Here is a 12,221-nt window from a genome sequence, read left to right on the forward strand (position 1 = left end):
ATAATATGTGGTTAGGTGTAGATTATTATCCTGAACAATGGGATATATCAATGATTGATAAAGATTTAGATAATATAATAGAACTTGGAAGTAATGTAATTAGAATAGGAGAGTTTGCTTGGCATATTATGGAAAAGGAGGAAGGAAAATTTGATTTTTCCTTCTTCGATATGGTTATAAAAAAAGCTAGTGAGAAGGGACTGAAAGTAATATTTGGAACTCCAACTGCTACTATTCCAGCATGGTTAGCTAAAAAATATCCAGAGGTTCTATCTGAATTTGAAAATGGTCAAAAGAGAAAATTTGGTGGTCGTCATACAAGTTGCTATAACAGTAAAAAATATGTAGAATACTCTAGAAAAATTGTTACAGCTTTAATTGAACATTATAAAAATGAAAAAAATATAGTTGCTTGGCAACTTGATAATGAGTTTGGACATGAGGGAAGTGATGAGTGCTTCTGTCCTTGTTGTGAGAGAGAGTTTCAAAAGTTTCTTTCTAAAAAATTCAATGGTGATATTGATAAATTAAATGAAACTTATGGAACAACTTTCTGGTCTCAAGAATATAATAATTTTGAAGAGATTCCTATCCCTACTTCTACAATAACAACTCATAACCCAGCTTTAAGACTTGACTGGGAAAGATTTAGAAGTGAAAGTATAGTTAAATACTCTGATATGCAAGTGGATATAATCAGAGAAATTATTCCAGATGCTGTAATTATACATGACTTTCCAGGTGGTGGATTAGATAAACATGTAGATTATTCTAAACTTGCAGAGAAATTAGATGTTGTTGCCTACAATAACTATCCAGTGTGGGGAGGACAAAAAAAACCAATACCTCCATATGAAATAGCTTTTGGTCTAGATTATATGAGAGGACTAAAAAGACAAAATTTCTGGATAACAGAGGGAATAATGGGAGCTCAAGGACATGATATCACAGGATATCTTCCTAGACCAAATCAAGCTAAAATGTGGTCTTGTCAAGGAGTGGCTAGAGGTGCTGAATCTTTTATCTATTTCAGATACCGTGGAGCTACTAAAGGAGCTGAACAATTCTGCTATGGAGTAATCGATGCTGATAATAAAAAAAGAAGAAAGTTCTATGAAGTTCAGGATTTTTTCAAAACTGTCAAAGAAAATGAAAAAATATTAGAAACACCTATTGAAAACAAGGTTGCAATTATATATGATTATGATTCTTTAGCTTCTTTTAGAATTCAAAAACAAAGTATCTTATTAGATTGTCATGCTGAAATGAAAAGAATACATAAAGTATTTTATGAAAAAAATATAATGGTTGATATAATTCCTCATACTTTAGATATCTCTAAATATGAAGTAGTAATTTTACCATTTATGATAATTTGGAAAGAGGAGTTTTTAAAGAAGATAAAAGAGTTTACTTCTAATGGTGGAAAAGTTATCTTCACTTATCGTAATGCAGTAAAGGATATTGATAATAACCTTACTCTTGGAGAGATGCTACCTATTAAATATACAGATTTAACAGGAGTTTATGTTGAAGAAACTGAAAGTCTACAAGAATATGATGAACTTCCTTTAAAAGGAGTAGGGACTTTTGAAGGAGTAGAGGGAAGAGCTGGTATATTTAGAGATATGCTTGTTCCTACTACTGCTGAAAGTTTGATGAAGTACAACGATAAGTTCTATGATAGTTTCTCTGCTGTTACTTTAAATAAATTTGGTAATGGAGAGGTTTACTATATAGGTTGTGGATTAGAAAACAGTTTAATGAAGCTTGTTATAGACAAAGTTTTAGAAAACACTACTATAACATCTGAAATTACACCAGATGGAGTAGAAGTTATAGAAAGAGGAGTAGCTAATAATAAAGTAAAAATCTACATAAATCATAATGATTATCCAGTTAAATTTAATAATATTGAACTTAAAGAGTTTGAATATAAATTTATCACTAAATAATATAACTAAAATAAATAAATTTTATATAACTCCAGTGGATTTTTCACTGGAGTTATTTTTACTAACATTTTATCTAATTGCTCTTAAAATAAAAGGGTGTTAATACCCATAGGTACTAACACCAAAATTTATCTACTTTTCTTATTAAAAAAATTAAATAATTGTAACTGTTTATCTATTCTTTCCAAGACATATTCTGGTTTTATATCTTCATAATTTTTTCCATTTACATCTTGTATAGTGACACATTGATTTTTAGAGTTCTCATTACTTATCCACTCTTCTTTAGATGTTTGTGGAGCTACTATACAGAGATTTGCTAATCCAACACCTTCAGCTACGTGTCTTGTTCCTCCTTCATTTCCAACAAAGAGATCACAATTACTAAAGATACAAGCTAGTTCTCTTACATTTTTAGTTTTTAAATTAATAAATACATTTCTATTTGAATTTAATTTAGCATAAAACTCTCTAGCATAAGCCTCTTCATTGGGAGAATAGAATAATATTATTTGAGCATCATATCTATCTATTAGAGTTTGAGCTATTTTTAACATGTACTCTTCTGGATATTTTTTATTGCTCTGCCTTGCATTAACAGCCATAGGAATAATTAGTTTTGACATATCTATTCCTTCTGCTTCCATTCTGTTTCTCCATTCTGTTTTCTCTTCCTCTTTTAAACAGATAACATATTCAGTATTTACCTCATTAATATCTAATGGTTTCAAGAGTCTATGATATTTTACTATTTGATCTATTTGATTTTCTTTTCCTTTAAAACCACCTATACTGTCTGTATAAAAATATTGTAAATACTTATGATATTTTCCGATCCTCTGTCTTGCTCCTGAAAAAAAAGAAAACATAGCTGTAAGAAATAAAGTTCGGCAATCAATTACTATATCATATTTATTTTTTCTAATTTTTTTTAAAAGTTTTAAATACCCTTTTACTCCACTCTTTCTATTTAAAGTCAAAACATTATCTATAGATCTGTGATTATAAAATAATTCTGTTAAATTTTCATAAACTAAATAATCTACCTGAGAATCTGGATATTTCTTTTTTAAACTTTCACAAAGAGCTGTTCCTATTATTGTATCCCCAATACTTTTTTTATATCGAATTACTAATATTCTCTTCATGATAATAACTCCCCAATACCATTAGTCATTTAATTTTAATACTGATACAAATGCCTCTTGAGGGATTTCAACATTTCCTATGCTCTTCATTCTCTTTTTACCCTCTTTTTGTTTTTCAAGAAGCTTTTTCTTTCTTGTTATATCTCCTCCATAACATTTAGCTATAACGTTCTTTCTATATGCCTTTATTGTCTCTCTCGCTATAACTTTTGCTCCTAATGCAGCTTGTATTGGTATCTCAAATTGTTGTCTTGGGATAACTTCTTTTAATTTTTCACATATAGCTCTTCCTCTACTATAAGCTCCATCTTTATGAGCTATAAATGAGAAGGCATCAACTGGTTTTCCAGAAACTAGAATATCCACTTTTACTAGATCTGACTCTTTATATCCTACTAATTCATATTCAAAAGATGCATATCCTTTTGTTCTAGACTTTAACTTATCATAGAAATCTATAACTATTTCTGCTAGAGGTAATTCATAAGTAAGCATTGATCTATTTTCATCAATAAAATCCATTCCTATAAATATTCCTCTTTTCTCCTGACAAAGCTCCATAACATTTCCAACATAATCCTTTGGAACTATAACTTTACCTTTTATAAACGGCTCTTCTACTGACATTCTTCCTCTTCCTCCCTCTGGAAATTCACAAGGGTTGTCAATTACTAGAGTCTCTCCCTTCTCCATATTTACTCTATATTCAACTGATGGAGTTGTAGAGATCAGATCTATATTATACTCTCTTCTTAGTCTTTCAACTATAATCTCCATATGTAAAAGTCCTAAGAATCCACATCTAAATCCAAATCCTAGGGCTATCGATGTCTCTGGTACAAATGTAAGTGAAGCATCATTTAATTGTAATTTTTCTAAAGCTTCTCTTAAATCTTCATAGTCATCTGTAAATAATGGATAAACTCCTGCAAACACCATTGATTGAGCTGGTTTAAATCCTTCTAATGGGAAAATACATGGGTTATTTGTATGAGTAATAGTATCTCCTACTCTTGTATCGTGTATTGTTTTTACTCCAGTTATAATATATCCAACAGATCCTGAAGATAACTCATCTTGAGGTTTCATAGTTGGAGAGAACACTCCTACTTCTAATACCTCAAAATCTTTTTCTGTTGACCAAATTCTAATCTTATCTCCCTTTTTAATACTTCCATCTAGAACTTTTACATAAGTTATTACTCCTCTATAATCATCAAACTTCGAGTCAAATATTAGAGCTTTTAATGGAGCATCTTCCTCGTAATTAGGAGCTGGTATTCTTTTTACTATTGCCTCTAGTAAATCTTCTATTCCTATACCTGTTTTTCCAGAACACATTACTGCATCATCAGCTGGAAGCCCTATTACATCTTCTATCTCAATCTTTACCTTATCAGGGTCAGCTGCTGGTAAATCTATCTTATTTATTACAGGAACTATCTCTAAATTATTCTCTATAGCTAAATATACGTTAGCAAGAGTTTGTGCCTCTACTCCTTGAGCAGCATCTACTACAAGTAAAGCTCCTTCACATGCTGATAATGATCTTGAAACCTCATAGATAAAATCCACGTGTCCTGGGGTATCTATTAAGTTCAACTCATACTCTATTCCATCCTTCGCCTTATAGTATAGAGTTACAGCTTGAGCTTTTATTGTAATTCCCTTCTCTCTTTCTAAATCCATAGAATCAAGAAGTTGTTCTTTCATCTCTCTTTTAGATACAGCACCTGTATATTCCAATAATCTATCTGCTATTGTAGACTTTCCATGGTCTATATGTGCTATAATAGAGAAGTTTCTTTTATGTTTTTGTAACATTCTTACCTCCTAATAATTCCTACTTTTTCACATAATATTATAAAAGATAATACAAAAAAACACAATATATTTTTTATCACACAATAATAAAAACTCAAGAATATACCTCTACTTTTGTACGTAAAACATATTCTTGAGCTTTTTTAATTCAATTTAAGTTTTTTATAATTTTTTATCTAATTTATTATAGTAATCTGGCAGCTATTTCAGCTATCTCAGATCTTTCACCTTTTTTCAAAGTTATATGACCAACAATCTTTTCAAATTTTAATCTATCAGCCATATAAGTTAAGCCATTAGTATTGGCATCTAGATATGGATTATCTATCTGTTGAGGGTCTCCGGTAAATATTATCTTTGTATCTTGACCAGCTCTAGTTACTATTGTTTTTATCTCTAATGGAGTTAAATTTTGAGCTTCATCTATTATTATTAATCCTTTTGGAATACTTCTACCTCTTATATATGTAAGTGGTTCTATCTTCATCATTCCCATAGATTCTAGCCCTTCAACTACCTTTTCTCCAGCTCTATCCTCTTTTGCTTCACTTAGAAAATCTATATTATCAAATATTGGCTGCATCCAAGGTTTTAATTTTTCCTTTTCACTACCTGGAAGATATCCTAAATCTTTACCCATTGGTATTATAGGTCTGGCTATCAATATTTTCTTGTATCTTTTCTTTTCAACTACAAGTTCAAGACCGGCTGCAATAGCCATAAGAGTCTTTCCTGTTCCAGCTCCTCCAACCAATGTCACTACTTTTACACTATCATCCATAAGTAGTTCCATAGCAAATCTCTGCTCATCATTTCTTGCACGAAGTCCCCAAGCTTGTCCATCACCTAAAATAAATTTTTTTATTTTTCCTTCTACATATCTACCACATAAAGTATTATCTTTATATTTTAATTTGAAGAAACAGTTTGGTGTTGGAAGAATATCCTCTCTTTTTAGCTCAGTAAAATCTATTTTACCATCTTTATCAAATTTATCATAGATTTTCTTATCTACTTCTACATCGAAGAACCCATCATATAATTCGTTATACTCAACTCTGTCAGTTATATAGTCTTCTACCTCTAATCCTAAAGAGTCTGCTTTTATTCTCATATTTATATCTTTACTTACTATTATTACTCTTCTATCTGGATTATCTTTTTTTATACCTAAAGTTACAGAGATTATATTATTATCAACAATATCTCTACTTAAATTTTCTGGTAATAAGCTTCTATCGTTTTTTATCTCTACTTTAAAAAATATATCTTGTGGAAGTTCTACTCCCTTTGCTAAACTGCCCTTACTTCTTATTTCATCTAATACTCTTGAGGCCATTCTAGCTTGAATAGCTGTATTTTGATTTCTTTTTAATTTATCTATCTCTTCTACTACGTATATAGGTAGAATAACATCATTCCCTCTAAAATTATAGATACATCTAGGGTCATGAATTAGTATATTGGTATCTAGTACAAAAATTTTTCTCATATAAATCAACTCCTTTGAGTACTGAGATCATAATCCTATATCTATATTTTCGAGAGATTTCTTAATTTTCCTTTAATTTATTTTATTTCTTTAATACTCTTTTTATAACTTCTAAAGCCGCAATAGTTCCTTCGGCAGTAGCAACTGTAACTTGTTTAATTACACCACTTCTAATATCTCCAGCCGCATACATCCCTTCTACATTCATCTTCATATCTGCTCCAGTTACTATGTATCCCTCTTTATCTAACTTAGCAAACTCTCCATACATCTCTGTATTATTTTTAGTACCAAGGTATAAAAAGGCAAAGTCTGATTTATATACTTTCTCCTCTCCCTTTTCTTCAACCACTAACTCCTCTACATAATCCTTTCCTTTTATTTCAAGAAGTTTTACTCCAGTAATTATCTCAACTTTTTCTGATGAAGTTAAGGCTTCATAACTCTCTTTACTACACTTAAACTCATCTTCTGTTACCATTACTCTAATATGTTTAGAAAATTTTGTTAAAAATAGTGCCTCTTCTGCTAACTCCTCTCCCTGTCCAATAAGAGATACTGTCATAAATTTCGTGAATGCTCCATCACAAGTAGCACAATAAGAAACACCTTTTCCTAAAAATTCTTGCTCACCCTTTATTTTTTTTACAAAACTCTTTCCTGTTCCAGTAGCAACTATGATATTTTTACCTTTAAAATTTCCAGCATCAGTTTTTACAACTTTTATAGCTTCATATGGATCAAATCCTAAAAGTGTTCCCTCTACAAATTCAACTCCAAATCTTTTAGTTTGCTCTCTCATACGTCTATTTAACTCAACTCCTGTTATTCCCTCTGGAAATCCCGGATAATTATCTACTTGATGAGCCATATATAGACTTCCTTTTCCCTCTCTTTCAATTATTAAAGTTGAAAGTCTTGATCTTCCTGTATATAAACCAGCTGTTAATCCTGCCGGTCCTCCTCCTATAATTATTACATCATATATTTTTTCCATAGTGTTCCTCCTATATTAATCCTTGCATTGTCAAAAATTGTTTTTCTTCCCCTATTGTTGTAACCTCAGTATGACCACTGTATACCTTTGTGTCCTCAGGTACTTCTGTACATAATTTTTTCAAACTTCTAAACAGTGTCTCTCCATCACTTGTAGGTAGATCATATCTTCCAAAACTTCTCTTAAATAAAGTATCTCCAGATATTAATATTTTACTATCTGAATTATAATAACATTTTGAACCTACTGTATGTCCTGGAGTATCTAAAACTTTAAACTCTCCTACCATATCTCCCTCTTTTACTGTTATATAATCACTATTGTAAGTAAACTCTGTTCCATTTATATATTTCATTAGATTTAAATCTTGATCTACTAAAAATCTCTCTTCCTCTTTTCCTATATATACCTTTACATCTGGATATAACTCCTTCACTCTGTTAAGTCCAGCTATATGGTCACCATGTCCATGAGTTAATACCATATATTTTAATGTCAGTCCATGTGTTTTTATGAAAGTTTCAACTCTTCCGATATTTTCTCCTCCACAGTCAAAAAGATATGCCTCTTTTTTATCATTCCATACTAAATAACAATTTGTCATCAGACTTCCCAAATAAAAAGTTTGTATATTCATTTTTTCCTCCATAATTCATCTCATTATTGTCTACATAAATATTATACTTTACCTTATATCTCTTGTCAAAATATTACTGATAATTTTTAAAATCTATGTTATAATTAATATGTATATGAATTTTAAGGAGGAATTACTTTGAATATAGTTTTATTAAATCCAGAAATACCTTATAACACAGGGAATATAGGAAGAACATCTGTTCTTACAAATACAAAATTACATCTTATCAAACCTCTTGGATTCTCATTAGATGAGAAACAATTAAAAAGAGCTGGACTTGATTATTGGCATCTTGTTGATTTAGTTGTATGGGAATCTTATGAAGAGTTTATTCAAGCAAATCCAAATGCTAGAATTTTTTATGCCACTACAAAGACTAATCAAAAATATAGTGATATAGAGTTTAAAGATGATGATTTTGTTATGTTTGGACCTGAATCAAGAGGTATTCCAGAAGAGATTCTAGATGCTAATAAGGAGACTTGTATAACTATTCCTATGATTGATATGGGACGTTCTCTAAACCTTTCAAACTCTGCTGCTATCATTTTATATGAGGCTCTTAGACAAAATAACTTTAACTTTAAAAAATAGGAGCGAAATCTTATGAGAATATTGGGAATTGACCCGGGAACTGCAATCGTAGGTTTTTCTATTTTAGATTTTGAAAATAATAGATTTAATGTTATTGACTACGGCTGTATCTTCACTGATAAAGATATGCCTATGGAAGATAGACTTTGTAAAATTTATTCTGAACTTGATGGGATAATAAAAAAATATAATCCAGATGAGATGGCAATTGAAGAGTTATTTTATTTTAAAAATAATAAAACTGTCATATCTGTTGGACAAGCTAGAGGTGTCATTATTCTATGTGGTAGACAAAACAATTTAATAATTAACCACTATACTCCTCTACAAGTAAAAACAGGAATAACAGGATATGGAAAAGCTGAAAAAAAACAGATACAACTTATGGTACAAAGAATATTAGGATTAAAGGAGATTCCTAAACCAGATGATGCTGCAGATGCTCTAGCTATTGCAATCACTCATATTAACTCAAAAAATTCTGGTATATTTGCTAGAGAGATTACAGGGAAACTGAGTTCGAAATCTCTTCCTAAAACTAAACTTTCTGCTAAAGAATATAGGGAACTTATTTTAAATGGGGGTAATTAATTATGATTATGGAAACATTAAAAAATATTCGTTCTCATAGAAGTTTTACTAAGGATAAAATCTCTATGAAGGATTTAGAAAAAATGGTGGAGTCTACACGATATGCTTCATCTACTAGAAATGCTCAAAAACTTAGATATGTATTAATTAGTGATAGTGAACTTTGTAGTAAAATATTCCCTTTAGTAAAATTTGCTGGAGCTATACCTTGGAATCCCACTATAGATGAAGCTCCTACAGCATATATTTTAATGTGTAGTGAAAATCCTTTAGTAAATTTTGTAGAAAAAAATCTATATTTTGATATGGGAATTGCCTCTCAAAATATTATGCTTGTTGCAAACGAAATGGGATATGGAGGGTGTATTATCGGTTCATATAATAAACCTGAAGTAGATAAAATAGTTGAATTACCAGAAGGGTATGTATCTCATATACTTCTAGCTCTTGGAAAACCAACTGATATCGTTACTATAACAGAAGCTATTGATGGAAATACCACTTACTATAGAGAGGGAAACAATCATTTTGTACCTAAATTATCCCTTGAAGAAATTTCCTTACTAAAAAAATAAAAAATATTCTTGACTTTTTTAGTAGGTTAATGTATAATTCAAGTATCCTTTCTTTTAAAGAATTTTAATTTACTTAATTTAATATAAAAGCTGTCAGTTTTTTCTCTGACAGCTTTTATATTTTTTGTCTTTATTGGTAATCTTGGATATAATTTTTCTTTTTCTCAAAGATTCCCTTTTCCCTTATTCTTCCTATGACTTCTTCATTATTTACCTCTATCTTTTCAAGATATATAAGCTCTTCTATACTTAATTGCCCAAAAATAAGAGAAGATAAATCTCCGATATCAATTTTTAAATCCCAATCACTCATATTTCCGTACCACTGTTCTCCCTCTTCAGTAAAGACATAAACTTGATTATTCTCCATTATTATACTATCTGTTACCATTATTTTCATATCTATATCAAAAATATTCAACATTTTAAAAACTTCTAACGGATTTAAAATTCTTCCCATAATAAATGGATACTCTTTAACTTCAAGAGCTTTTTGGTTATTAAATAAATAATCCAACAATTTTTCATCTATATTTTTTATTTTTAACTTCGGATAATACTCTTTAAAACTTTTTACAAGGGATAATAGATTTTCTAAAGCTCTTCTATCTCTTGCAAATATCTCCCTTATCTCCAATTCTTCTCTTCTATAAAGTGCTACATATCCTCTTATGCTCTCATCTAAATATATTGAAAAAACATCTCCACCATCACTTTTAATCTCTTTCACCCAATTTTTAAAATACTCTTCATCTCTTTCAATATATAGTGATATATCCTTCATCTTTTCATTATAGACCTCTACTAAATCTCTATAAAGCTCATCATCACTATCTAAGTCTACTCTTTTTATATCATAAGCTCTCTCTATCTTTCCATAGGGAATACTCTCTGTCTTCATAGAATAATTTTTTAAGTTACTTACATATTCAAACCCATATCTTCTATATATTTCAGGATTAATTGGGGAAAGAAATACAAATGGTACCTCTCTTTTCCTATTCTCAATTAAGGATTCCTTTAGAAGCTCTCCCATATATCCCTTACCTCTATATTCCGGAGAAACGGCTACTCCAACTATATATATAGAATCAAAAATACTTCCATTAAAATTCAATTTATATGGATTTTCATGTAAAGATGCCTTTATCTCATCATTCTCTTCTAAAACTAAATACTTATGTTTGTCATACAGATTTTCAAAATAAAAATCTACTTCATTCTCTCCATCTAAAAAACACTCTTGCCAAATTTTTTTAGCCTTTTCAAAATCCTCATCCATTCCATATCTTATCATATATTTTTACCTTCCTTACAATATTTCTCTTTTCTTTTGAAATTACTTATATTATAATTTAATTATAAAAAAAAATCCATGGTATTTAGGAGGAATTATGTATCAATTTAACTACACAATACAAAAAGATGATATTAATTATGGTGGGCATGTTGGAAATGAGAGAGCTTTACTTTTCTTTCAAATGGCTAGAATGAGTTTTTTCGAATCTCTTGGATTAAGTGAATTAGATTTAGGAGAGGGAGCTGGAGTTATACAAAAAAATGGTTTTGTAGAGTATAATAAACAACTCTTTTTAAATGATTCTATCACTATCAATATTACAAATATTGAATTTTCTAAAACAAGTTTTAATATGTTTTATGAAATTTTTAATCAAGATGGAGATAAAGTAATAAATGGCTCAACACTTCTTGTATCTTTTGATTATTCCAAACATAAAATAAAGAAAGTTCCAGAAACTTTTAAAGAGAGTGCTACTAAATTAATCAACGGTGATAATATATGAATATCTTAATTAGTGCTTGCCTTTTAGGAGTAGCTTGTAGATATGATGGAAATCCAAAGGGAGTAGAAAAAATTAAGAATTTAACTGAAAAATACAACCTTATCCCAATTTGTCCAGAACAATTAGGAGGACTCTCTACTCCTAGATATCCAGCTGAAATAAAAAGTGGAAAAGTTATCAATACTCATCATGAAGATGTTACCTCTCTATATAAAAAAGGAGCAGAGGAAACTCTCAAACTTGCTAAGATTTTCAACTGCTCAATAGCTATATTAAAAGCTAATAGCCCATCTTGTGGTTACGGGAAAATTTATGATGGAAGTTTCTCAAAAACTCTTATTGAGGGTAACGGAATTACTGCTGAACTCCTATTAAAAAATGGAATAAAAATTCTCAATGAAGAGTCATTAGAACTAGATAATCTTGTAACTACTCAGGTCTATAATTAAAAAACTAAGACTTTCTTCATAAAATTTGAAGAAGGTCTTTTTTTGTTGCCAAAAATATGATATACTATTTAAGTACTTTTTTGATTAGGAGGTGAACCATTATGAAAAATTTGACTTTTGAAGAACTTTTAGATAAACTTGAAAAAGCTCT

General features: G+C 29.8%; 12 protein-coding genes. 6 read left to right on the forward strand and 6 right to left on the reverse strand.

The genetic code is table 11. The features are described from left to right. Nucleotides 1–5: 5 nt before the first annotated feature. The gene (locus tag IAA47_05480) at nt 6–1,955 is read left to right on the forward strand and encodes a beta-galactosidase (protein ID MBU3842419.1); all 1,950 of its coding nucleotides are present in this window, start codon (nt 6–8) and stop codon (nt 1,953–1,955) included. 128 nt (nt 1,956–2,083) lie between these two features. On the opposite strand, the gene IAA47_05485 is transcribed toward IAA47_05480, so the two are convergent. The 5 genes from IAA47_05485 to IAA47_05505 form a co-directional block, all read right to left on the reverse strand. Then, complete coding sequence (locus tag IAA47_05485; GenBank protein MBU3842420.1) at nt 2,084–3,103, reverse strand: glycosyltransferase family 9 protein; 1,020 nt, start codon at nt 3,101–3,103, stop codon at nt 2,084–2,086. Nucleotides 3,104–3,124: 21 nt separating this feature from the next. Further along, nucleotides 3,125–4,927, reverse strand: a complete 1,803-nt coding sequence (gene lepA / locus IAA47_05490; protein MBU3842421.1) for a translation elongation factor 4 — start codon at nt 4,925–4,927, stop codon at nt 3,125–3,127. A gap of 184 nt (nt 4,928–5,111) precedes the next feature. Next, the gene (locus IAA47_05495; protein ID MBU3842422.1) at nt 5,112–6,419 is read right to left on the reverse strand and encodes a PhoH family protein; all 1,308 of its coding nucleotides are present in this window, start codon (nt 6,417–6,419) and stop codon (nt 5,112–5,114) included. 82 nt (nt 6,420–6,501) lie between these two features. Continuing rightward, on the reverse strand, nt 6,502–7,416 hold the full coding sequence (locus tag IAA47_05500) for an NAD(P)/FAD-dependent oxidoreductase (GenBank protein ID MBU3842423.1): 915 nt from the start codon (nt 7,414–7,416) through the stop codon (nt 6,502–6,504). A 10-nt stretch (nt 7,417–7,426) separates the two neighbouring features. Beyond that, the gene (locus IAA47_05505; GenBank protein MBU3842424.1) at nt 7,427–8,053 is read right to left on the reverse strand and encodes an MBL fold metallo-hydrolase; all 627 of its coding nucleotides are present in this window, start codon (nt 8,051–8,053) and stop codon (nt 7,427–7,429) included. A 138-nt stretch (nt 8,054–8,191) separates the two neighbouring features. Here IAA47_05505 and trmL point away from each other — a divergent pair, with 138 nt between their 5' ends. Genes trmL through IAA47_05520 form a run of 3 tightly spaced genes read left to right on the forward strand, consistent with a single transcriptional unit; the run spans nt 8,192 to nt 9,816 of the window. After that, nucleotides 8,192–8,650 carry a tRNA (uridine(34)/cytosine(34)/5-carboxymethylaminomethyluridine(34)-2'-O)-methyltransferase TrmL gene (trmL, locus tag IAA47_05510; GenBank protein ID MBU3842425.1) on the forward strand — a complete coding sequence of 153 codons (459 nt, stop codon included), beginning with the start codon at nt 8,192–8,194 and terminating at the stop codon, nt 8,648–8,650. A gap of 12 nt (nt 8,651–8,662) precedes the next feature. After that, the gene (gene ruvC, locus IAA47_05515) at nt 8,663–9,241 is read left to right on the forward strand and encodes a crossover junction endodeoxyribonuclease RuvC (protein ID MBU3842426.1); all 579 of its coding nucleotides are present in this window, start codon (nt 8,663–8,665) and stop codon (nt 9,239–9,241) included. A gap of 2 nt (nt 9,242–9,243) precedes the next feature. Continuing rightward, nucleotides 9,244–9,816 (forward strand): nitroreductase family protein, encoded by a 573-nt coding sequence (locus IAA47_05520; GenBank protein MBU3842427.1) that lies wholly within the window; start codon nt 9,244–9,246, stop codon nt 9,814–9,816. A 130-nt stretch (nt 9,817–9,946) separates the two neighbouring features. Here the strand turns inward: IAA47_05520 and IAA47_05525 are convergent, their stop codons facing one another. Next, the gene (locus IAA47_05525; GenBank protein ID MBU3842428.1) at nt 9,947–11,113 is read right to left on the reverse strand and encodes a GNAT family N-acetyltransferase; all 1,167 of its coding nucleotides are present in this window, start codon (nt 11,111–11,113) and stop codon (nt 9,947–9,949) included. Nucleotides 11,114–11,210: 97 nt separating this feature from the next. Here IAA47_05525 and IAA47_05530 point away from each other — a divergent pair, with 97 nt between their 5' ends. Together IAA47_05530 and IAA47_05535 are read left to right on the forward strand one after the other, a co-directional pair. Beyond that, on the forward strand, nt 11,211–11,621 hold the full coding sequence (locus tag IAA47_05530) for an acyl-CoA thioesterase (GenBank protein MBU3842429.1): 411 nt from the start codon (nt 11,211–11,213) through the stop codon (nt 11,619–11,621). Beyond that, on the forward strand, nt 11,618–12,070 hold the full coding sequence (locus tag IAA47_05535; GenBank protein ID MBU3842430.1) for a DUF523 domain-containing protein: 453 nt from the start codon (nt 11,618–11,620) through the stop codon (nt 12,068–12,070). The genes IAA47_05530 and IAA47_05535 overlap by 4 nt, the downstream gene beginning before the upstream one ends. Nucleotides 12,071–12,221: the final 151 nt, after the last annotated feature.

It is taken from the genome of Candidatus Fusobacterium pullicola, from assembly GCA_018883725.1.
Lineage (GTDB): Bacteria > Fusobacteriota > Fusobacteriia > Fusobacteriales > Fusobacteriaceae > Fusobacterium_A > Fusobacterium_A pullicola.

Excerpts from the sequence above, each read along its gene's own strand:
- IAA47_05535 (MBU3842430.1), top strand. The coding sequence starts at position 11,618 with ATGAATATCTTAATTAGTGCTTGCCTTTTAGGAGTAGCTTGTAGATAT.
- IAA47_05485 (MBU3842420.1), bottom strand. The coding sequence starts at position 3,103 with ATGAAGAGAATATTAGTAATTCGATATAAAAAAAGTATTGGGGATACA.
- lepA (MBU3842421.1), bottom strand. The coding sequence starts at position 4,927 with ATGTTACAAAAACATAAAAGAAACTTCTCTATTATAGCACATATAGAC.
- IAA47_05505 (MBU3842424.1), bottom strand. The coding sequence starts at position 8,053 with ATGAATATACAAACTTTTTATTTGGGAAGTCTGATGACAAATTGTTAT.
- IAA47_05530 (MBU3842429.1), top strand. The coding sequence starts at position 11,211 with ATGTATCAATTTAACTACACAATACAAAAAGATGATATTAATTATGGT.
- IAA47_05500 (MBU3842423.1), bottom strand. The coding sequence starts at position 7,416 with ATGGAAAAAATATATGATGTAATAATTATAGGAGGAGGACCGGCAGGA.
- IAA47_05520 (MBU3842427.1), top strand. The coding sequence starts at position 9,244 with ATGATTATGGAAACATTAAAAAATATTCGTTCTCATAGAAGTTTTACT.
- ruvC (MBU3842426.1), top strand. The coding sequence starts at position 8,663 with ATGAGAATATTGGGAATTGACCCGGGAACTGCAATCGTAGGTTTTTCT.
- IAA47_05495 (MBU3842422.1), bottom strand. The coding sequence starts at position 6,419 with ATGAGAAAAATTTTTGTACTAGATACCAATATACTAATTCATGACCCT.
- IAA47_05525 (MBU3842428.1), bottom strand. The coding sequence starts at position 11,113 with ATGATAAGATATGGAATGGATGAGGATTTTGAAAAGGCTAAAAAAATT.
- IAA47_05480 (MBU3842419.1), top strand. The coding sequence starts at position 6 with ATGTGGTTAGGTGTAGATTATTATCCTGAACAATGGGATATATCAATG.